This window comes from Leisingera sp. ANG59, from assembly GCF_013317235.1.
Lineage (GTDB): Bacteria > Pseudomonadota > Alphaproteobacteria > Rhodobacterales > Rhodobacteraceae > Leisingera.
In genome coordinates, this window is sequence record NZ_WLCM01000014.1 from 61466 (window position 1) to 83034 (window position 21569).

A 21569-nucleotide genomic window follows, 5' to 3' on the forward strand; every position below is an offset into this window, starting at 1 on the left:
ACTATCCCCCAAAGGCCGAAACGGAGATGGAAAGCAGCCGAATGAAGAGCACATCGGCCAAGATGGTGATCCCTAGGCTGACCAGCAAGACACGAGCGGGGCGCACCGGCCGCTCACCAAGCATAGCAAGTAGCGACGCCACGAACACGGCCGGGTCAAGACCTGCGATCTCGACGAGAAGTCCGAAGGCCAGCATGGCCGCGCTGACCCAAATTGTCGCCTTCCAGTTGGTGGCCTGAGGTGGGTCGTCATTGTGACGAGAAAGCGCATCAAGCGTTTCAACACCGCCAAGAACCAGGAGCAATATGCCGAGACACATGGGAAGGAAGCCGGGGCCCATATCGCTGATCGAGCCAAGGTCAAAACGGATTGCGCCGATTGCGAAACCTAAGCCGGTGAGAATAAGTGCGATCCCACCGCCAACGTGCCAGGATCTCTCGGTATCTCGCACCAATGACCTCCCCCTCATCTCGTCGAGCACCCAAGCGCGGCCTCCCGTCCGCGGCTCGGACTGTCTGGACTCTTGACGCGCACGCCCGACACCTGACATATACAGACTTTTACGCCATTATAAAATATTTTCGAAAAAGTTCCCTACACTCTACAATTGGCGCCTCGGTCTGGCAGTATTGCCAGATCCGCAATGGGCGTATGCCAAGCGATAACAATTGCTGAAAGAGTCCGACGCCGACGCTTACGCTCGTACGAACTCCGCGAATGCCGCGATCCGTTGGGTCACGAACTCGGCGGTAGAGAGGTCAGTTAGCCGCGAAGGGTTAGGAGCAATCTTAGCTTTGACGTTCGAAATCTGCACCTCTGGCCGAGCCAGAATTCGGCAGTCGAGCGCATGCAACACGTTGCGAATCGGCGGATGCGCCCGCGCACCACCAAGCAGACCAGGAGAACAGGTGAATATCGTGACGGGCTTGTCGACGGTCGGCTTAGATTCAAGCCGCGACAACCAGTCAAGTGCATTCTTGAGCGCGCCCGGAATGGACCAGTTATATTCGGGCGAGACGATGATAAGCCCATCGACGGCGCGCACAGCCTCGGCAAGATCGGCAACCGTTTGCGGCACGCCATCTTCATCGAGCAAGTCCTGATCAAACAATGGTAGTGCGCCGACCGTCGGCATCTCCGAGATCTCGATATCCGCACCGGAGAGCGCAGGTAGGCTTTCAGCCAACACACGGCTGAAGGACCCCTTCCGCAAGCTTCCGGTAATAGTTCCGATGCGCAGTTTCGGCTCTTCTGTTGACATTGCGACCCTCCCATTCAAGGTCAGTAGATCAAGTGGACGAGCCAGAGCGACAGGAACGGCAGCGCGGTCAGCAACACGACACGCAGAATGTCTGAAATCACAAAGGGTGTGACCCCGATGAACGTCTCGCGGAGCGTGATCTCCTTCGACATCGACTTGATGACGAACAAGTTCAGCCCCACCGGCGGTGTGATCAGGCCGACTTCAACCACGACCAGAACTAATATGCCGAACCACAAACCGAAATCGTCGCCCTGCAGACCGAAATCGAGTTGCGAGAGAGCCGGATAGATGATCGGGATCGTCAAGAGGATCATCGAAAGGCTGTCCATCAAGCAACCGAAGATCAGATACAAAAGCAGGACAACAACCAGAATGAGCCACGGGCTGACCGCCAGAGTGACCGCATAATCTGCTACATTCTGCGGGACCTGTGCAAGCGATAGGAAGTTGTTGAACACGGAAGCGCCGATCACGATCATGAAGATCATCGCCGTCGACTTTGCTGTCGCCTCAAGCGAAGTCCTCAAAGCCCTGAAGCTTAGCGTGCCGTTTATTACAGCGAGTAGCGCGGTCGCCGCAGCGCCCACGGATGCGGCTTCGGTCGGTGTGAAAATCCCCGCGTAGATGCCACCGACAACCACCACGAAGACCGCGATCACGGGAAGAACTGGCCCGAGCCCGCGCAGCCGATCGACGTAGTTGGCCCGAGGCCCACGGGTCGCGGAGTCCGGGTAAAGCCGTACATAGATTGCGATGGCGATCATGTATCCTGCCGCGGCCATCAATCCGGGAATGAAAGCCGCAACAAAGAGCTTGGCGATGTTCTGCTCGGCGAGGATCGCATAGATCACCAGCACGACCGATGGCGGGATCAATACACCCAACGTCCCACCCGCCGCCAATGTGCCCGCCGCCAGCCCGTTGGCATATCCGTATTTTCGCAATTCCGGCAGGGCCACCTGCCCCATCGTGGCGGCTGTCGCCATGGACGAGCCGCAAATCGCGCCAAATCCAGCGCAGGCTCCGATAGCTGCCATGCCGACGCCACCCTTGCGATGACCCAACCATTGCTCGGCGGATTTGAACAGAGCGGCAGACATGCCACTGATGGTCGCGAATTGTCCCATCAGCAGGAACAGCGGCACTATCGATAACGAGTAGCTGGAAAAGGTTGTGACCGTCAGTGACTTGAGCTGATTGAGGATCGCCAGGGGCGTGCCCATCACTATCCAATTGCCGACGAAACCGACAGTGAACATCGCGATCCCGATGGGCATGCGCAGGAACAAAAACACCATTAGGATCGGAAACGAGATCAGACCAAGATCGAAACTAGACATACTTCGTTCGTCCCCAAGCAACGATATCCCGCACCATGCAATAAATCGCTGTCAGCAGAAGTCCGACCGCCCCGAACAGGCACAGCGCGTATTGGAGCCAGACAGGAAATCCGATGATGAGCGTTGTCTCGGCATAGAGATGCTTGTCGAGCATACCCAGCATAGTCCGCCAGGTGATGAGGGCCGCGAAGCCGAGCATCAGCAAATCGGCCGTCAGGTCGAGCAGGCGATTGAACCATTGCGGATAGCTCGTCGCGAACAGATCGACCGTCGCGTGGGACCGCGCGAGATGACAAAGCGGCAGGAAACAGAACACGGCGAAACCAATCCCGATTTCGACCCATTCGAAATCCCCAGATACCGGGCCAAGCCCAAACCCGGACAGCGACCGCCCGGTGATACTGATGCAGGTCAGCACGATCGTCGCCAGCAGGGCCAGACCGCCAATCCACGCACTGAGCAATGCTAGGCCGCGTGTCAGTCGGCTGAACAGTTCGAACATATGATGTCTCCGGCGCGTCTAGGCAGCGCCGGCCGACGCTGCCCGTTGATTTGGCTTGAACGGTTACTCGCTATGCGCCAAAATCGAGGCCGCGACCTGATCAACAAGCGCTCGCCCGTCGATGTCCCGCGCTTTCATAGCTTCGTACCAACGTTCGTAGACCGGCTTGGCGGCGGCTTTCCAGCGCGCAACCTCGGCTTCGTCAAGTACGATTATTTCGTTGCCGCTGCTCTTCGCGGCGTCACGCCCAGCCTGGTCGTTCTCTTGCATGATCCGGCCGGCGGTGGCGCTCAGCTCCATGCCGGAATGCTTGTCGAGAATGGCGCGCAGATCCTCGGGAAGACCGTCATATTTCAACTTGTTCATAACCAGAACGATCGCGGTCGTGTAAAGACCGTTCGCGCCCGCGAAATCAGTGTGATACCCGACCAGTTCGTTCAGCCGCAGGGCGGGCACGACTTCCCATGAGATCACGGTGCCGTCAATGACACCCTTCGACAACGACTCGGCGGTCGCCGGGAGGGGGATGCCGACGGGTGTCGCGCCCAGCTCTTTCAGCAGGTCGTTCGATACGCGGGTCGGCGCTCGCAGCTTTTGGCCAACGAGATCCTCAAGCGACCGGACGGGGTTCTTGGAGTGGATAGCGCCGGGTCCATGGACCCAGCCAGCGAGGACCTGGACATCCTTGAACTCACCGTCCTGAAGCTCGCTTTCGATCAAATCCCAATAGGCGCGAGAGGTCGCCTCTGCGGAGGTCATGATGAAAGGCAGCTCAAACACTTCGGTGCGCGGAAACCTGTTCGGCGTGTAGCCGACGATAGCCATGGTAATGTCCGCAACGCCGTCACGGGCTTGATCCATCAGCTCGGGCGGCGTGCCTCCAAGGCTCATTGCATCGAAATGCTGGATACGCAGACGACCACCCGAATCTTCTTCAATTGCTTCGGCCCAGGGCTTGAGAATCTGTGCAGGTACCGTTGCGGGTGCGGGCAGGAACTGGTGCAGCCGGAGGGTCACATCCTGTGCCCACACACCCGATGCAAGACCAGCGCCAACAACTGCCGCGATCACTATTGATTGTCCGATTTGTTTAATCAGCTTCATGGCTTCCTCCCAATGCGTCGCACGTCGAGCGTCTGAACTCGAAGCACAAGATGCAACTTTTTTCGCAACAGTCAATCATTTTCGAAACTACTAGAAAACGTCCGCTGTTTTTGGTACTTGGCGAAACTGGAGAGGCGATGAAGTTAGCCGTGACAAAGAAGCAGGGAGTTTAAGATTCGATATGATCGATAGTGTACCGACCGCCACAGGAAGCTTGGCTGATCAATATGACGTAGCGATCATTGGAATGGGCCCGGTCGGCATCACGTTGGCCAAACTGCTAGGCAGTTTCGGTGCAAATGTGTTGGCAATCGACGCTGCACCGGACATATACGACTTGCCACGGGCCATCGGGATGGACCAGGAGGTCATGCGCGTCTTCCAACAGATCGGCGTGGCCGACGACCTTGCGCCTTTCATCAGTACCTACCGCCCGTCCGAATATCGCACCTCGGGTGGCGAGGTCATTCGCCGCTTTACCTCGCAGACGCCGCCCTACCCGTTGGGTTGGGCGCCGTATCTAACGTTTCTCCAGCCTGATCTCGAGCGTGTGCTCCGTCACCATGCCGCGACCGATTCCAACATCGACATGCGCACCGGGTGGGAGCTGACCGACATCAAAACGGACGGTCAACTTGCGACCCTAACTCTGCGCGAAATGGTTACTGGAGTGGTTCACACGACCGCCGCGCGCTTCACCGTCGGCTGTGACGGCGGCACCAGTTTCGTGCGCAAGCATCTAAATATCGCGTTCGAAGATCTCATCTTTGACGAGCCGTGGCTGGTCGTGGACATGATCGTGAACGAAGACGTCGAGCTTCCGGATGTAAACATCCAGTTCTGCGATCCCGCGCGGCCTCACACCTTCGTTGTCGGGCCGAACAATCTACGCCGTTGGGAATTCATGCTCATGCCAGGCGAAACACCGGACGAAATTTCAGAAGTCGACTCTGTCTGGACCTTACTCAAGCCCTGGCTCGACCCGTCGCAAGCGCGCCTCTGGCGTGCAGCGACCTATAGGTTCCACGCGCTTGTGGCCGAGAATTGGCGCAAGGGTAACGTGTTCCTTGCTGGCGATGCTTGCCATATGACGCCCCCGTTCCTCGCACAGGGCATGGTTCAGGGCATCAAGGACACGGTCAATCTGGCTTGGAAGCTCGATGCCGCCCTGAAAGGCGCCGACCCCGCCCTGCTCGACAGTTACGAAGGCGAGCGGCGCCCCCTCGTACGAGAGGTGATCTCGGTCACCAAAGATCTCGGGCGGATCATCTGCGAAACGGACGTGGACAAGGCCGAAGCGCGCAACGCGCAGATGCGGCAGGACATGGTCAAGGGTCGCGGCGAAACTGTTCGGCAGAACCTATTCCCGCCGATTGGACCCGGCCTTTGCTGCATGGAGAGCGACACATCTGACGCGCCAGGGCGACCCGCGCCCCAACCCCGTGTGGAAACGGCGAATGGCTGGCTCTTGCTGGACGAGATCACAGGCCCGTGTTGGACGGTTCTGGCTACGGACACATTCGATATCGCCCCAGAGACGCGCGCCAAGGCAGAGGCCCTGGGCGTGTCCGTCAACGCGATCGGCCCCGGCGGGCTGAGCGAGGAAGACAGCGTCTTCGTCGACTGGATGACCACGCACAAAGCCAAGGCCGTCGTTACCCGCCCCGACCACATGGTCATGGCCGCGCTCGACCACCCCTCTGGTCTGGATGCCGTCCTCGACAGGCTTGCAAGATTGCTATCACCTACATCGTAGCCTCCGGTGCCCACATGACAGCGTTACTCTACTTTGACGATATCGAAATCGGCCGCCGCGACGTCTGCGGTTCGGTCACAGTCGACGGCGACGACATGCTGGCCTTTGCCCAAAAATGGGACCCGCTGCCGATTCATGTCGATATGGTGGTAGCGCAACGCGCAACCGGTGGATTGACCGCGCCTGGGCTCTATGTGCTCGCGCTTAAACAGAGGCTCGTGCACGCTGCTGAAACCAAGGCGGCGGTCATAGCGTCGATGGGCTACGATGAGGTTCGTTTCCACAAACCGGCCCGAGCGGGCGACAGGCTGACGCTGACGATCGACTGGACCGATAAACGTCTTTCGAGCTCGCATCCGGATCGTGGGATCGTGACGCATCGCCTGTCTCTTCTGGACGATAGCGGCGATCCAGTGATGTCACATTTCGACACCATTCTCGTGAGGCGGCGCTCCCCGGACTAGTCCAGGGAGCGCGTTCGATCAACTTTCGGCCAGCTTCACCTTGTGCCAAGCGATCATATCCATGATCTCGGGCGAAAAGGCATCGTAGGACGGGATACCGGCGTCCGAAAGCTGTGCGCGAATAGCGCCCATGCGCGCAGGTTCTGTGCCCGTTTCGACTAATGACGATACAAACCCCGCGAATTCAGGACGCGGTGCGGGACCGTCCACCAACTCGGGATGGATGAAATCCAATCCGTAGAAGTGGTGATCAGCATCGTCGACCCGGCCATACATGTGCGTGCCGCAATCGCGACAGGCATAGCGAACGATCTTTTGATCGCCATCCACCGCCGCGAGCTTTTCGCCACCGCTGGTGACCTCGAGATTGCCTCCGGAAACGACCGCGATCATCGCTAGCAGTGCTTCGGCTGGCTTCCAGCACTTCGAGCAGCCGCACAGGTGGTTGTGATAAACTGGACCATTAATTTTCACCTCGACTTGCGCGCAGGCACAGCCGCAGCGCAACGTCTGCCCCACAAGAGATTCGGAGGCGTAGCTGCCGCCATCCACGGCAGGGTGGAGTGCGGGTTTCTCGCTCGCGTAGCTTTCGGCGCGCAACTTTAGCGCTTCGTTCATTTTTTCATAGGCCGCGCGACCGAGTGTGTTGATCGGCTCCCAGACCTGTTCGAGGAACGTGCCCGCGAAGTCCTCGTTGTGGGTCAGGTTGGTAATGTCGTCGTTGGTCTTATCGAGGACAAAATAGTGCTCCGCGCGGAACTCGCCCGGCGTGGGTCGCTCCGAAAGCCAGCGCAGTTCGCGTGCGCCCACGATCGCGGTAAGTGTCGGCTTGAGCGGTACAGTCGGCATCCCCTCGCGGGTCAACACACCCTCAACCTGCTGGTCCACGGTCGTGCGCCCGCCAAGTTCGGGCACTAGCGGGTTCCACTCTGGGTAGCGTGCGATGTCGTCCAAAATGGCCCAAACCGTATGCGCCGGCGCTTCGATTGTAATGTCTGTGTCGAGCGTTTCTTTCATGGGCGTCTCCCTGTCTTTGATTAACGTGCGAACAGCGCCGCGCGAGTCTCGTTGAAAATGTCCTTGATCGGGCGGTGCGGGTCGGCGATTGCCCCGGGGTCGGGGGTGAGTCCGTCGAGGATCAGCTTGCGCCCGACCTGATAGGCGCGCGGCGAATTGAGAGCGTCAATCGCCGCAAGAACCCCATCCCGGTAATACCAGTGCGAGCGGGCGCCTATGGTCGAGATGCGAACGACAATCATGTCGCCCGGCTGCGCGCGCCCGGCGATTTGGAGCTTGAGATCGAATTGATCCGACCAGAACCAAGGCTTTGGGGTGTATCCTGCGCCGCTCTCAAGAATGGAACCCGCGACAACCTCGCCCGTGTCGATGGCATTGCCCACGCTTTCCAAGCGCAGGTCGCCATCGGGCAGCCGATAACAGGCGCAGTCGCCCGCCGCGTAGATTGCAGGGTCGGAGGTCCGCCCGGTCGCGTCGACGAGGATACCGTTGGCAATGTCCAAACCGGCGGCCTCAGCCAGAGCGGTGCGCGGAGCAGCACCTATGCCGACGATGACAACATCGGCGGAGATCTCGGTACCATCAGCCAAGCGCGCACCGGTCACTTGGGTTTCGCCGGTCAGTTCTGTGACTCCCTGCCCAATGTGAAGCCGCACGCCCCGCTCCTCGTGCAACTCGGCAATGGCAGCAGCCGTTTCGCGGCAGGCGACACGGCCCAAGAGCGCCGGGGCCGCCTCAACGACATTGACCCCAAGGCCAAGCCCGCGTGCGACCGCAGCCATTTCCAACCCAATGTAGCCGCCTCCTATGACCAACACGCTTTGGGCTGCGTCCAGTTCGGGGCGCATCATTTCGATATCAGAACGGTCGCGGATGGTATGGACGCCGCTGCGGCCACCCAAAAGGTCTTCGGGCAAGGGCCGTGCCTCGGCACCGGTGGCTAGTACCAACGCGTCATAGGACAATGATTTACCGTCCGACAACGTGACAGCCTTGCCTGCGCGGTCGATTGTGGCGACCGCGACGCCGGTGCGCAAATCGACCTGATGTTGGTCATACCACGTCAGCGGGCGAAGCAGCAGCCGTTCGGCATCAAGATTGCCGAGCAGGTAAGCTTTCGACAAGGGCGGACGCTGGTAAGGCGCGTCCTTCTCATTGCCAATCAGGGTAATCTCACCCTCAAAACCGTCCGCGCGAAGCTTCGCCGCGCAGGAAAGCCCAGCCTGCCCGGCGCCAATAATTACGATTTGCTTCATGTCTCTTCCTCCGTCTTGGTCAAAGCCGCGCCGCGTGCCACGCGATGTGATCGGCCATGAAGCTGGAGATGAAGTAGTAGGAGTGGTCGTAGCCCTCCTGGATACGCAGAGTGAGCGGTTGGCCTGCGGCGTCACACGCCCGTTTCAGAAGCTCTGGCTTAAGCTGTTCCGTCAGGAACGTGTCCGCCGTCCCATGATCGACCAGAATATCAGTCACTCGTGCGCCATCCTCGATCAGAGCGCAGGCGTCATACGCACGCCAGCTCGCCTGGTCGGACCCGATATACCCACTCAGAGCCTTGTCACCCCAAGGGCAATTCAATGGCGAAACGATCGGAGCAAAGGCGGAAACCGACTTGAACCGGCCAGGATTGCGCAAGGCGATCGTCAGCGCGCCATGTCCTCCCATTGAATGCCCTGTGATGCCTTGCCGGCCCATGTCCGCGGGAAATTTCGCCGCGACAAGGGCGGGCAGGTCGATTTCGATATAGCTGCGCATCCGGTAGTGGCGCGCCCAGTGCGGTTCAGTGGCATCCACGTAGAAGCCGGCACCCAAGCCGAAGTCATAGGCGCCGTCTGTGTCGTCCGGCACTTCGGGGCCGCGCGGCGAGGTGTCGGGGGCGACGAAGATCACCCCGTGCTCGGCGCAGGCAGCGCGGTATTCGCCCTTCTCGGTCACGTTGGCATGGGTGCAGGTCAGGCCCGAGAGATACCACAGCACCGGAAGCTTTGCCCCCGGCGCGTGATCCGGCACGAAGACGGAGAAGGCCATCGCCGTCCCCGTCGCCTGGGAATGGTGCTTGTAGACCCCTTGGGTGCCTCCGAAGGCCCGGTTTGTCGAAAGGGTCTCCATCAGAAGACCACCACCGAGCGGATGCTTTCGCCGGCATGCATCAGGTCAAAGCCCTTGTTGATCTCTTCCAGCGTCAGGACATGTGTGATCATCGGGTCGATCTCGATCTTGCCATTCATGTACCAGTCGACGATCTTCGGCACGTCCGTCCGACCCTTCATCCCGCCGAAGGCCGAGCCCTTCCAGACCCGTCCCGTGACCAACTGGAACGGACGGGTGGAGATCTCTTTCCCAGCCTCCGCCACGCCGATCACGGTGGAGACGCCCCAGCCGCGGTGACAGGCTTCCAGCGCCTGGCGCATGACGGTGGTGTTGCCGGTGCAGTCGAAGGTAAAATCGGCGCCACCGTCTGTCATGGCGACCAGGTGGCACACGATGTCGCCGTCGATCGTCGTGGGGTTCACGAAATCGGTCATGCCGAACTTCCTACCCCAGTTTGCCTTGGAATCGTTGATGTCTACGCCGATGATCTTGTCCGCACCGACCATCCGCGCACCCTGGATCACGTTCAGCCCGATGCCGCCTAGGCCGAAGACCACGACATTCGCTCCCGGGGTCACTTTGGCGGTATGGGTCACCGCGCCCACGCCGGTGGTTACGCCGCAGCCGCAGTAGCAGGCCTTGTCGAAGGGCGCGTCCTCGCGGATCTTCGCGACGGCGATCTCCGGCAACACGATGAAGTTCGAGAAGGTCGAGCAGCCCATGTAATGATAGATCGCCTCGCCCTTGTAGGACATACGCGAGGTGCCATCCGGCATCACGCCCTTGCCCTGCGTGGCGCGGATCGCAGTGCAGAGGTTGGTCTTGCCGGAGAGGCAGCTTTTGCACTGGCGACATTCCGGCGTGTAGAGCGGGATGACGTGGTCGTCCTGTTTCACCGACTTCACGCCGGGACCCACTGCGCGGATCACGCCCGCGCCCTCATGACCCAGAACCGACGGGAAGATGCCCTCGCTGTCGAGCCCATCGAGGGTGTAGGCATCGGTGTGGCAAATGCCCGTCGCCATGATCTCAACCAGCACTTCGCCTTCCTTCGGACCTTCCAGGTCGATCTCGACGATTTCCAGGGGTTTCTTGGCCTCAAAGGCCACGGCTGCGCGCGATTTCATTTATTCTGTCCTTAGGCTGTGGGGACGCGCACGATGATGCCGTCCATGTCCGGGGTCACTCGCACCTGGCAACTCAAGCGGCTGCAGGTTTGGCGCGGAGCATCCGCGAAATCGAGCATGTCTTCCTCATGCTCCTCGGGCGCACCCAACCGGTCGAAGACTTCCTGCGGCAGCACTACATGGCAGGTCGCGCAGGCCGCAGAACCGCCGCACTCCGCAACGATCCCAACAACTCCGGCCCCCTGGGCCGCTTCCATGAGGCTGCGACCGTTCATTGCCGAAACGAGTTTCTCAGATCCGTCCGGCTGGATGAATTTGATAGTAATCATAAGTAGCTCCTCTCAGACGTCCCAGACAACCGGCAGCGACGTCGGACCGCGGAACACCCAGCCACGTACCGTCACCAGGTCCGGATTTTTCAGGCGCAGGTTCGCAAGACGCGCGAAGACCTGCGGCGCCACAACCTTCGTCACCATGATCCGCGCTACCCAAGTGCCCGCGCAGAAATGTGGACCGGAGCCAAATGCCAAGTGTGGCGTCTTGGAACGGAATGCGTTGTATTCTTGTGGAGCCTCGAAACGCGGCTCCTCGTGGTTCGCCGCGGCTACCGAAAGACCGATCTGTGTGCCCTTGGGCAAGATGTGCCCGCCAAGATCGACGTCGCGGGTCAGGAGCCGCGGATACATTCCGATTGGGGAAATCCAGCGCACGGCCTCTTCAAACGCCGGCTGCCACAGCGCCGGATTGGCTAGAACCTTTTCCTTTTGGTCCGGGTTCAACAGCAGCCCGTAGATCAACGACAGGATCGCATCGCGTGGCTCATTGTAACCGCCGCCGACAGCAACTTTGGTATTGCCATAGATTTCCTTGGTGCTCAGACCCGACTGCAGCATCGAAGACAGAAGCGACTCGTCCGGTGCATCGAGCAAACGCGGACAGTTTCGGTCGACAGCCTCTTCGATCTCGCGGCTGACTTCCAGCGCACGGGCCGTTAGCTTGGGATCGCCGGAGTAGTTCCCCGCGCCGTCCATCATACCTTGTGACCAAGCGGCGATGGTTTGCCAACTGACGTCTTCGAAGCCTACTATTGCGGCAAGCGCCCGACCGGAAATCGGGGCGGCGAGCGCATCGAACAGGTCCGCTTCGCCATCCCTTTCAAAGGCGGAAATCACCTCGTCGACAATGCCTTCCAGCGCCGGCCCCCAGCAGCGAGTCGCGGTGCCCGGGCGCACCGTCGGCTCGATCGCCTTTCGTTCGCGCTGATGCGCCTCTCCATCTTTGCGCATGAGGTTGGGCCCGAAAAGCTTGACTACGTTCGATTCAGGATTGTCGGAAGAAAATGTTGCTGGATCGCGTTCGATCGCGACGATGTCCTCGAAACGCGTCACAAGCAGTAGGTTGGCCGCCTCTATCCTAACAACAGGCCCCAAAGCCTGCGCGCGTTTATAGATCGGATAGGGATCCCGCATCAGGTCTTCGAACGAGACGTCGATGATAGCGGGAATCTCGTTGCGTGGAATCGTGCTTTCCATATGCTCCTCCCAAAGCTGTTTTTCGAAAATTACGTGAATTTCGTCATTTAACAACACGATTGATTCAATCCGTTAGATCGATATATTCAATCCAAACAGGCGGAGGTCGTAAAGTGAGAGACTTGGGGAAACTCGACGTCAATGCTCTCCGTACGCTGGTTGCTATCTATGACAGGCGCTCTTTCACCGAGGCAGCGAAGCTAACCGGAGTGAATCAATCAACCACCAGTTACGTGGTGAAAGCCCTGCGCGACACATTCGGAGACGCGCTTTTCATACGCTCTGGACACAAGGTAGTGCCCACAGAACGTTGCCGTGAACTCGTTGATGGGTTGCGACCAATTCTCTATGGTCTGGATGGTCTCGCCGCACGAGCGCCGTTTGACCCGTCCAACACATCAGGAGATATCGTCATCTCGTGCAACTATCACGAGCGCCGCGCAATCCTGCCCGACACGATCCGCAGTCTGCTCGCAGCAGCGCCAAATTTGCGCATCCAGCTGCACGAAGCGGCCGTGGACGGGAAGCGCCAATTGATCGAAAACACCGTCGACATCGTTCTGGGGCCGGTCAGTATCCTGGGCGACATCTTTTACCGCAGACACTTGTTCACTGATCGGTACGTCTGTGTCGTTGACCGCGCCCATCCGCTCGCAACTGTTCCGATGACACTCGCCCGTTTTGCGGAGGCCAGGCATCTTGCGGTGACGCATAACGGGCAGTGGGAAGCCATGTTCTATCCCATCCTCCGCAATCAGGGTATTGATATTCGGCCCGTTGTGTCGGTACCCAGCCATGACAACATATCCGACATGCTGCGTGGCACGCAGCTTTTGAGCTCGATCCCTCAGCGCCTTGCCGGCGCGTTTTCAGACGAGTTTACGATCCTGCCTTTTCCCATCGACGTGCCGATTGCCATCGACATGTATTGGACGGAGCGGACCCATCACTCGGGTCCGCACCAATGGGTTCGCCAAATCTTGGGGCAGAATGCACAGTGTCTTTAGGGCGATTGAGCGATGCCGGGGATCAGAGGCCGCCCCGCAGAAGGGTCGTACCCTTCTCATCGATGATAATCTGCGTGAGATCCTCGGCAACGACGAGGGGTCCCGAGTAGGTCGTACGCGTGCGGTCGACGATTTCCCGCATCGAGATGCGTCTGTCCTTGCCGAAAAGCCTCACGACGTGGGAGTAAACAGCAAGACCCGGCTGCGCGTCGCTAAAAACACGGCCGACATCCTCGGGGCTGGTATGATGATCAAGGATATTCTGGATGATCGGATTATCCATGACATCCTGTGGGGCTGCGCCGGCTTCGTGCACTAAGACATCGGCACCGCGACCTGCTTCGATGACTCGCGTGTCATACTTCGTGTCGGAGCTGAACACGACAGAGTGACCGTTATACTCGATGCGATAACCGACCGAGGGGTCAATCTTCTCGCCATGTAGCACCTTGAACATCGTCACCCGCACACCACTCCGCTCAAACACAACCCCCTCATCGAATTCATGAGCATTGATCGACGTGGCCGCCTCGGGAACTCCTTCGTCCAGCATGCGCGTATCAATGTCGGATTTGAAGGCGAGCCGCAGCCCTTCGGCCAGACGCGCGGTGCCCGCTGGGCCGTAAAGCTCAAGGGGTTCGGTGCGCCCGCCAAGTGTGGGCACGCGGATATAGCCGGTAGCAAACACGTCTCCCAGACCGATGGTATGATCGGAATGGAAATGGGTGAGAAACACGCCATCGACCTTGCCAAGGGGAATGCCGAGCTGCCCCAGTCGAATACTCGTGCCCCGACCAGCGTCGATCAGCAGCGTCAGCCCCCCGGCCTGAACCAGATTCGAGAAGCTGAACCGGTCCGGTTCGTTCAATGGCGTCCCGGTGCCCAAGAGCGTGACGACAAGCGCGCCATCATCCTGCGCCTGTGCGGGCTGTGCCACTGAGAACAAAGCCAACGTCGCGGCCGTAAGCGCCACCCGGGTTGTGCGAACGAGCGCCTCAGTCAAGGTCATTTCTGTCTCCTCTTTGCCTATAAATTCCGGATCAGTGACCGAGGAAGGCCTCCGCGATCATCGGGTCATTCATCAGCGTGTCCGCATCGCCCTCGCCCACAATCCGTCCCGCCTCGATCACATAGCCGCGCATGGCAAGGTCAAGGCTGGCATGGACATTCTGTTCGACGATCAGGATCGACATACCCGAATCACGCACCCGCTTGAGGGCCTCAAACATCTCGCCGACGACGATGGGGGCGAGGCCGAGGCTCGGCTCGTCGAGTAAAAGCAGGTCTGGTTGCGACATTAGTGCGCGGGCGATGGCGACCATCTGCTGTTCACCCCCTGACATGGTACCGACAATCTGTCGGCGGCGCTCGGCCAGCTTGGGGAACATCTCCAATACTTCGCCGCGGCGCTCATTCTGCGAGCTTCGCGCTCGAACCGGGTTCCCTCCGAGACGTAGGTTGTCCTCGACACTCATTTTGGTGAACACGCCKCGACCCTCAGGCACATGAGCGATGCCCAATTCGACGATGCCAAAAGCCGGCACATCGCTGATGTCCTGCCCACGATAGCGAACCGACCCGCCTTGCGCACGCGGGGTCAGCGCCGTAATGCCGCGCAAGAGCGACGACTTGCCCGCCCCGTTCGCGCCAAGGATGACGACGCATTCGCCCTCACCCACGCTGAGCGAGACGTCGTCGAGCGCCAGGTGTTTGCMATAGCGAACCGAGATGTTGCTTGCCTCAAACATGCGCTTTCCCCAAATAGGCTTCGATGACATGCGGGTCTGCAAGCACGGTGTCTGTTGACCCGTCGGCGATCTTGGTGCCTGCACTCATCACGATGCAGCGTGGGCAGAGCGCGCGGACGGCCTCCATTATGTGCTCGACGAGAAGGATGGTCATGCCACTGTCCCGCAGTCCCGCGATCAGCTCCATGGCGGCGCGCAGTTCCGTCGGGTTGAGCCCCGCCATCCATTCGTCGAGCAGAAGCATCTTGGGATTGGTGACAATCGCGCGGGCCAGTTCGAGCCGCTTCTGGTCGATATAATTGAGGTCGTGGACCAGTCTGTCACCACGCCCCGCCAGCCCAACCTGTTCGAGTGCTGCGTCGGCGCGTTTTTCCGCTTCTCTGCCGAACACCGGGAATACCCCAAAGGCCAGCGGCAAGATCACGTTGTCGCGGATTTTGAGCGACGGCGTCAGCCGCACAAGCTGGAAGGTACGCGACAGTCCAAGCTTGGCGATGCGATGCGGCGGCCTGCGGTCGATACGCTGCCCGTCGAAATCGATCTCGCCCAGGGTGGGCGGCAGGGCTCCCGAGATCAGGTTCATCACTGTGCTCTTGCCCGACCCGTTCGGCCCGAGCAGGCCGACCACCTCCCCCTCCTCAACACTGAAATCGACGCCATTTACGGCAACGAGACCTCCAAAGCGTTTCGTGAGATTGACTACTTTAAGCATGGGACTGCTCTCCGGATCCGCGCGCGCGCCATTTGTCGATCAGTGACAACAGACCGCCGGGTACAAGAAAGACGATGGCGACGAACACCAGTCCGAGGATGACTGCGTTCTGGTCGGGAAAGCGCGTGGCAATCCACTCAAACAGAAAATACAGCGGCACGGCGCCTGCAACCGGTCCCCACATACGCCCCGGCCCGCCCAGAAGCGCCATGACCAAAGTGATAAAGCTGATCGTCGGGTTGAACACGATGGACGGCTCGACATAGGTCCAGCGAGGTGCCTGGATCGCACCCGCGAGCGTGATCAGAACCGAGGACACAGCGAACAGCGCCAGTTTGACGCCCGTTACATTCACCCCCGCGTGGCGCGCCACAGTTTCGTCGTCGCCGATGGCATGAACCGCCAAGCCAAGGCGGCTCTGTTCGATCCACCAACGCAGGGCCAGTGTGATGACCGCGAGGCCGAGCAGCAGCCAATAAATCTGGACGGTGGTGATCTCGACAAAGATGTAACGTCCGAGCGTGTGGGTCACACTGGTCTCGAACCAGGTGATGAGCTGGCGCACCAGCTCTGCGAGTCCGAAGCTAAAGATCACGAAATAGACCCCGGCGAGCCGCAGCGTCGCCATCCCGACCAAAAGCGCGACGCCTAGCCCGATCACACCGGCAACTACGAGGATTGCGCCGAACGGCAGGTGATCGGCCAGCACCGCCACCGTGTATGCGCCGATACCGAAAAAGGCGACGGTAGCCAGAGAAACATAGCGCGTCGGCCCCGAAAACAATGCCCAGGCCGATGCAAGCACGATATAACTCATCATACCCACGAGCACGCCGTGGCCGTATTCACCGATACCGAAAGGCAGCGCGGCCATGGCTGCGGTAAGTACGACAAAGGCTAGGATTCCAAATTGTTTGCTCATCTGTTACCCCTTTCAGGCGAACAGGCCCTTGGGTCGCCACAAGAGCACGCCAAGGAAAATCGCGTAGGTTGCGGCGAGCGTCAGCCCGGGGTCGATGGCATAAGACACAAAAGCCTCGACCACGCCGATCAACAGACCCGCCATCAGTGCACCGCCGAGGTTGCCGACACCGCCCATGATCACGATGACCAGCGCTTTCATGGTCAGAAATCCGCCGTCGATGGCCGTAAAGGGCTGATACATCGACAGCACCGCGCCGCCCGCCGCAGCGATTCCACCGCCCAGTCCAAAGGCCATACGCGCCGCCCGGTCACGGTCGATTCCCACCAGCGGCGCGAACTCGGGATGGTTGGCAACCGCGCGAAGGTTCACGCCCCAACGCGTGCGCTGCATCGCAATCCACAGCCCGCCACCGATCAAAACCGCGATCACAAGGCCAAGCATGCGTCCCGCCGCTATCTTCGCGCCGAGCAGGTTCACCGGCACCTGAAGCCAGTTGTAGCCCTTGAATTCTGAGCCGAAGAACATGGTGAACAGACCCTGCGCCAGAAACATCAGCCCGAAGGTCACAAGGATCGAGTCGATCTCAAGCTGGCCGCCATGGGTCGCACGCTTGACCAACGGGTGCAGCACGACGCCATAGACCAGCCACGAGATCGCAAAGCCGAGTGGCACCACTAGTATCAATCCAAGGATCGGACTGAGACCCATGGCCGACACCAGCATGAGGACAAAGAAGGCTCCGGCGATGGTGATTTCGCCGTAAGCCAGATTCATGATCCGGGCGATGCCGTACTGGATGGTGAGGCCAAGCGCGATGAGCGCATAGGTCCCCCCCAGTACAAGCCCGATGACAAGCGTCGACAAGAACATCGCCCGAACCTTTCTCAATTCCAGTCAGGTTTGGGAATGACGGCGTCTGCAACACCCGCCTTGTCTGTCGGCGAGATGCCCACAAAGTTGCCGTTCTGCCATTGGCCGATATACCAAAGGTCCTTGAGCTGATTGTCCTCGAGCGACAAGCTGCCGAGAATGGTATCGAACGTACCGCTCGCCAGTTCCGCACTCACCGCTTCGCGGTCAAGGCCCTTGCGTTCGATTGCCTGCTGCAACATCTGAAGCGAGGCATAGATCACCGGGCTCGCCCAGCTGTCAGGTGCCTTGCCCAGGATCTCGGCATGGCGCGCGAGGTAGTCCTGAATTGCCGGGCTGTTCGCGTCGATCCCTCCCAGGCTCATCACGCCTTCCACTTTGCCGTCGTTCATGGGTGCATAGACCGGGAAGTTGGTCCCGACCCCGGGATGGAAGACCTTCGGATTGTAAGAGGCAAGCTTGGCCTGTGCCGTGATCGCAAAGGTGTCGCCCGGATAGGAATAGGCGACGAAGATGTCCGCGCCGCTTCCCTCTGCTTCTTGCAGAAGCGTTGCGAAGTCTTGCGTTCCGAGCGGATAGGTCTTGTCCATGACCAGATCGAGTCCGGCGTCTGTGAACGCCTCGCGGGCTCCGGAAGACAGTTCGATCCCGAACCCATCAGCGATGGAGATCATTGCCACCTTCCCGTTCAACGCACCATTGTCGACGGCCGGTTTCAGCACATCGACCAGCGAGTGTGCGTACGCCTCAGATGAACCGAGCAGCCAAAAGCTGTTGGGCCAACGATCCGACAAGCCGTCGATATTGGGCACCACCGAAGTGCCTGCAAGCTGCGGATAGCCAAAGCGCGCAAACAGCGGCGCGACGGCCAGGTTGAAACCTGTGCCCCAGGGTGCGAGAATGAAATCGACCTCGTCCTGCCGAGCCAGACGCTCGACCGAACGTACAAGATCTTCGGTCGCGGAGCGGTCATCATAGGCGATGATCTCAAGCGGCAATTTCGAGCCGTCGGGCAACGTAAGACCGCCCGCGGCTTCGACATCTTGCGCCCAAAGCTCGTAGTTGGGAATTGTCGTGGTGTTTGCTCCGGCCGCATTCACGCCTGTCTTGGATACGGCATAGCCGATCCGGATGGACGTGCGATCCTGCGCCGCGGCCATACCCGAAAACGAAGTTAAAGTGAGCGCGCATACAGCGGTTGCAGCCACGAGGCCGCGTCGTGTGAAGTCCATGTTTTCCTCCCTTGGAAAAAGACAATTCGTAGCCATCACGCTGAGGTCAGCGCGGGGAACACTCTTGTTCGGTGTTTTAGGTCACAGTGCCTGTCCCGGCCGGCCGAACCCGATCCGCCGAGTGCTCTAGATGATCAAGCGCTTTTTGCGCCGAGCATCACGAACGAAACCGTCGCTGGCTCCGTCCCCGGATTGCGCCAAGCGTGGCGCACTCCGTGCTGGACGACTGCATCGCCCTGCTTCAAGGTGACCGTTTTGCCATCGTCGAGTTCGAGCACGACCTCGCCTTTAACGACGGTCGCAAAATCGAGCGTCGGGGTCGTGTGCATCCCCGGATTGTCCATCTCGAACGTCTCGACAATGCCCGGTGCGCCCTTCATGTGCTCCATGCCTGCCTTTTCGGGATCCCAGCCCGGCTCAAACATCACTGAGTCCGGCGGGAAGGTGACGACAAGGAACACCGCGCCACCTTCGGGGGCGAGGATGCTACCGTCGCCGTCCATTGTCTCGGCATGGCCCTTGGTCAGGTCCGGGGTTTCCTCCACCATCCAAAGCGGCGACGAGACAAAGCCCTTAGTGTGCTCAAAGACCAGTTCGCGCGGCGAATGGCCATCCGAGATTACGACAGATTTGCCGGCGTCGTTCTTTGCGGTGACGATACGTCTGATTTGCATTGGGTCTCCTCCCTGCAAGCGTGAAGCTGCCCGGCCTCTCCCCCAGGCCGGGCATGCATGTGTTACGGATGGATCACGAAGTTCGAGAAGCCGCCATGGCGCTCTGCGATACCCGAGATCGCTTTGTTCACGTCCGCCAGCGGCGTCGCATGCGTTTCGAGGACAGAGAAATCGACAATGCCGGACCCGATCATATCGGCCATTTCCTGACCCTCATGGGTGGTGAACCATGCCGAACCCTGAAGCCGCTGGTTGCGGTCCATCATTGTATGCACGTCCATCGGAATCTCGCCCATGACCGCACCGATATCGACAGCGATACCGCCCCGGCGCAACGAGCGCACGCCTTGTAGGAAAGCATCGTGACCGGCACCCGGACCGTTGCAGTCGAGGAAGGCATCGACGCCTTCGCCATTTTCGGTATGGCTGCGCGCCCACTGTTCGATGTCGCCATCGCTGATCGAAAATGTTTCGATCCGGTTCGGAGCGAGCGCCTTGAATTCGGCGAGCAGATCTTTGTTGCGCGCGGTGCCGAGGATCTTCTTCGCACCCATCGCAAGTCCGAACAGCGCGCAGGAAATCCCAAGCGTTCCGGTAATGCCATTGACCAGGATGGTGTCGGTCGGGCCGACACCCGCCTTTTTCAGCGCCGAGTATCCAGTTCCCATATACCCCAGACGCGCGGCCTCATCGAAGCCGAGGTTGTCGGGCAGCTTAACGATAGCATTGGCTGGCGCGGTCATGTATTCACCCAAACCGCCAGTGTCATAGTCGCCATAGGTCTGCAGTGCGTGCTGCGAAAAGCCGAAATAGCCCTGGAATGCGTAGTGTTGGCACGACAGGCCGTCGCCTCGGCGGCAGTGGCGGCACGACCCACAGGACCGCCCCGGGTTTACGTATACTCGATCGCCAGGCTTCAGGTTGTGCACCTGATCGCCGACTGCGGCGATTTCACCCGCCGGGTCGAGACCGAAGATCGCCGGCAGCGGCGGCAGGGGCATGTGCGGAAACCACGTGGTCCAGTTGGCCAAGATATTTCCGAGGTTAGGCACAATACCGCAAGCCCGGACTCGAATGAGCACGTCCATCGAGCCAGGCTTTGGAGTCGGTACGTCCTCAATCTTGAGTTCACCGCCCACCTCGTGCATCCGCGCAGCCTTCATGGTTTGCGGAATGACATCAACTTTCACGTTCATAGTTTTCCTCCCGTGTTCAATGGGCCGAACAACGTTAGAAGTACGACCCAAATTCTTCCTCGTCGCCCATCATTCACAGACTTTGCGACAAATCAAGTCTTTTTCGAAATTATTGGATTGCGACTGCTGGACTTGCTTTCACTGGCTTGATGCATATCCCATCACGCACTAACCCAGGTTTCCGGGAGCGCTATCAAATGGCTAGATGTTAACTTTTAGAAACGTCGGAGTGACGAGGTCTTCGCTATGCGACGGACGCGGCGGCTTCATCTTGCAAAAAAAGATGTCCGGCAAACTCGATGACGTTCTCGGTCGTTTCGCGGATATGGCGTTCGATCAGTTTCAGAGCGTCTGGTTCGCGGTCTAGCACGGCATCCATGATTGATTTGTGCTCTACGTCTTTGGGGCGCCACTTTGTCCGGAACTGCGAAGACATGCGACGATATCGGTTTGCGCGATCGAAAAGATGTAGACGCATATCTAGCAGCACAGGCGACTTGCAGGCACAAACCAAAGACCTGTGGAACGCACCGTGGAGGCGCGCCCACTCCTCGTCGAAGTAGTAGTGAGCGCCGAGGCGGGACTGGAGTCTGTCCATTCGATGATAGCTCGCCAGTATATCGGCTTCCCACTTGTCATCACCGTACTCCATTGACAGCCGCAGCACTTCGCGTTCAAGCAGGACCCTCGCATTGGTCAGGTCTTCGAGATCGGCGACAGACACCGGGGCGACAACGAAGCCGCGCTGACCTTCCGAGACAACGAGGCTCTCAGCGGACAGCCGGGCCAAAGCTTCCCTCAAAGTTGAGAAACTAACGTCGTATCTATCTTTCAAGCCTTCGAATCTCAACTTTTCACCAGGCTTGAGTTCACAGCTCAAGATGTCATCGCGCATACGCGTGTGTACATCACTCGCGCGGGTTTCGCCTTTGGTCTTCATCTCAACTGCCTCCGTCCATCCGATTTAGAACTGCTAGCGCGACGCGAACGGTACATGGTCTGCCTGCC

23 protein-coding genes are annotated in these 21569 nt (G+C 59.4%); 3 read left to right on the top strand and 20 right to left on the bottom strand.

Features of this window, described 5'->3' with window-relative positions; translation table 11 throughout:
* Position 1 precedes the first annotated feature (1 nt).
* From GKC28_RS14000 to GKC28_RS14020, 5 genes are all read right to left on the bottom strand, one after another.
* On the bottom strand, positions 2 to 451 hold the full coding sequence (locus GKC28_RS14000; RefSeq protein ID WP_174147523.1) for a tripartite tricarboxylate transporter TctB family protein: 450 nt from the start codon (positions 449 to 451) through the stop codon (positions 2 to 4).
* A 243-nt stretch (positions 452 to 694) separates the two neighbouring features.
* A complete protein-coding gene (locus GKC28_RS14005; protein WP_174147524.1) occupies positions 695 to 1261 on the bottom strand; it encodes an NADPH-dependent FMN reductase in 567 nt (188 codons plus the stop codon).
* A gap of 20 nt (positions 1262 to 1281) precedes the next feature.
* On the bottom strand, positions 1282 to 2604 hold the full coding sequence (locus GKC28_RS14010; RefSeq protein WP_174147525.1) for a TRAP transporter large permease: 1323 nt from the start codon (positions 2602 to 2604) through the stop codon (positions 1282 to 1284).
* The gene (locus GKC28_RS14015; protein ID WP_174147526.1) at positions 2597 to 3106 is read right to left on the bottom strand and encodes a TRAP transporter small permease; all 510 of its coding nucleotides are present in this window, start codon (positions 3104 to 3106) and stop codon (positions 2597 to 2599) included. Before GKC28_RS14015 ends, GKC28_RS14010 begins: the two co-directional genes overlap by 8 nt.
* A 63-nt stretch (positions 3107 to 3169) precedes the next feature.
* Complete coding sequence (locus tag GKC28_RS14020) at positions 3170 to 4210, bottom strand: TRAP transporter substrate-binding protein (protein WP_174147527.1); 1041 nt, start codon at positions 4208 to 4210, stop codon at positions 3170 to 3172.
* Between the two features lie 181 nt (positions 4211 to 4391).
* Here GKC28_RS14020 and GKC28_RS14025 point away from each other — a divergent pair, with 181 nt between their 5' ends.
* The gene (locus GKC28_RS14025) at positions 4392 to 5966 is read left to right on the top strand and encodes a bifunctional 3-(3-hydroxy-phenyl)propionate/3-hydroxycinnamic acid hydroxylase (RefSeq protein ID WP_174147528.1); all 1575 of its coding nucleotides are present in this window, start codon (positions 4392 to 4394) and stop codon (positions 5964 to 5966) included.
* Positions 5967 to 5980: 14 nt separating this feature from the next.
* Complete coding sequence (locus GKC28_RS14030) at positions 5981 to 6430, top strand: MaoC/PaaZ C-terminal domain-containing protein (RefSeq protein ID WP_174147529.1); 450 nt, start codon at positions 5981 to 5983, stop codon at positions 6428 to 6430.
* An 18-nt stretch (positions 6431 to 6448) separates the two neighbouring features.
* Here GKC28_RS14030 and GKC28_RS14035 read toward each other — a convergent pair whose 3' ends face one another.
* From GKC28_RS14035 to GKC28_RS14060, 6 genes are read right to left on the bottom strand one after another with little or no spacing between them, the layout of a single operon-like run.
* Complete coding sequence (locus tag GKC28_RS14035; RefSeq protein ID WP_174147530.1) at positions 6449 to 7447, bottom strand: SRPBCC family protein; 999 nt, start codon at positions 7445 to 7447, stop codon at positions 6449 to 6451.
* A 20-nt stretch (positions 7448 to 7467) separates the two neighbouring features.
* Positions 7468 to 8703, bottom strand: coding sequence for an NAD(P)/FAD-dependent oxidoreductase (locus tag GKC28_RS14040; protein ID WP_174147531.1), 1236 nt, complete (start codon positions 8701 to 8703; stop codon positions 7468 to 7470).
* Between the two features lie 19 nt (positions 8704 to 8722).
* Complete coding sequence (gene fghA, locus GKC28_RS14045; RefSeq protein WP_174147532.1) at positions 8723 to 9556, bottom strand: S-formylglutathione hydrolase; 834 nt, start codon at positions 9554 to 9556, stop codon at positions 8723 to 8725.
* Positions 9556 to 10665: an S-(hydroxymethyl)glutathione dehydrogenase/class III alcohol dehydrogenase gene (locus tag GKC28_RS14050; RefSeq protein ID WP_174147533.1), complete on the bottom strand. Its 1110-nt coding sequence runs from the start codon at positions 10663 to 10665 to the stop codon at positions 9556 to 9558. The genes fghA and GKC28_RS14050 overlap by 1 nt, the downstream gene beginning before the upstream one ends.
* 11 nt (positions 10666 to 10676) lie before the next feature.
* Positions 10677 to 10994 carry a 2Fe-2S iron-sulfur cluster-binding protein gene (locus GKC28_RS14055; protein ID WP_174147534.1) on the bottom strand — a complete coding sequence of 106 codons (318 nt, stop codon included), beginning with the start codon at positions 10992 to 10994 and terminating at the stop codon, positions 10677 to 10679.
* 12 nt (positions 10995 to 11006) lie between these two features.
* The gene (locus GKC28_RS14060; protein WP_174147535.1) at positions 11007 to 12197 is read right to left on the bottom strand and encodes a cytochrome P450; all 1191 of its coding nucleotides are present in this window, start codon (positions 12195 to 12197) and stop codon (positions 11007 to 11009) included.
* A 122-nt stretch (positions 12198 to 12319) separates the two neighbouring features.
* Here GKC28_RS14060 and GKC28_RS14065 point away from each other — a divergent pair, with 122 nt between their 5' ends.
* Complete coding sequence (locus tag GKC28_RS14065) at positions 12320 to 13204, top strand: LysR family transcriptional regulator (RefSeq protein ID WP_217434086.1); 885 nt, start codon at positions 12320 to 12322, stop codon at positions 13202 to 13204.
* 22 nt (positions 13205 to 13226) lie between these two features.
* Here GKC28_RS14065 and GKC28_RS14070 read toward each other — a convergent pair whose 3' ends face one another.
* The 9 genes from GKC28_RS14070 to GKC28_RS14110 all read right to left on the bottom strand — a co-directional run bounded on the left by GKC28_RS14070 (position 13227) and on the right by GKC28_RS14110 (position 21501).
* Entirely contained in the window at positions 13227 to 14213 is a 987-nt protein-coding gene (locus tag GKC28_RS14070) for an MBL fold metallo-hydrolase (RefSeq protein WP_174147537.1), read from the bottom strand.
* Between the two features lie 31 nt (positions 14214 to 14244).
* Positions 14245 to 14952, bottom strand: a complete 708-nt coding sequence (locus GKC28_RS14075) for an ABC transporter ATP-binding protein (protein ID WP_174147538.1) — start codon at positions 14950 to 14952, stop codon at positions 14245 to 14247.
* Positions 14945 to 15664 (bottom strand): ABC transporter ATP-binding protein, encoded by a 720-nt coding sequence (locus GKC28_RS14080; RefSeq protein ID WP_174147539.1) that lies wholly within the window; start codon positions 15662 to 15664, stop codon positions 14945 to 14947. The genes GKC28_RS14075 and GKC28_RS14080 overlap by 8 nt, the downstream gene beginning before the upstream one ends.
* Entirely contained in the window at positions 15657 to 16586 is a 930-nt protein-coding gene (locus GKC28_RS14085; protein ID WP_174147540.1) for a branched-chain amino acid ABC transporter permease, read from the bottom strand. The genes GKC28_RS14080 and GKC28_RS14085 overlap by 8 nt, the downstream gene beginning before the upstream one ends.
* A 12-nt stretch (positions 16587 to 16598) precedes the next feature.
* Positions 16599 to 17477 (bottom strand): branched-chain amino acid ABC transporter permease, encoded by an 879-nt coding sequence (locus GKC28_RS14090; RefSeq protein WP_254604234.1) that lies wholly within the window; start codon positions 17475 to 17477, stop codon positions 16599 to 16601.
* Positions 17474 to 18691: an amino acid ABC transporter substrate-binding protein gene (locus GKC28_RS14095; RefSeq protein WP_174147541.1), complete on the bottom strand. Its 1218-nt coding sequence runs from the start codon at positions 18689 to 18691 to the stop codon at positions 17474 to 17476. The genes GKC28_RS14090 and GKC28_RS14095 overlap by 4 nt, the downstream gene beginning before the upstream one ends.
* Positions 18692 to 18825: 134 nt before the next feature.
* Positions 18826 to 19365 (bottom strand): cupin domain-containing protein, encoded by a 540-nt coding sequence (locus GKC28_RS14100; RefSeq protein ID WP_174147542.1) that lies wholly within the window; start codon positions 19363 to 19365, stop codon positions 18826 to 18828.
* Positions 19366 to 19427: 62 nt separating this feature from the next.
* Entirely contained in the window at positions 19428 to 20561 is a 1134-nt protein-coding gene (locus tag GKC28_RS14105) for an alcohol dehydrogenase catalytic domain-containing protein (RefSeq protein WP_174147543.1), read from the bottom strand.
* 244 nt (positions 20562 to 20805) lie between these two features.
* The gene (locus GKC28_RS14110) at positions 20806 to 21501 is read right to left on the bottom strand and encodes a GntR family transcriptional regulator (protein ID WP_174147544.1); all 696 of its coding nucleotides are present in this window, start codon (positions 21499 to 21501) and stop codon (positions 20806 to 20808) included.
* Positions 21502 to 21569: the final 68 nt, after the last annotated feature.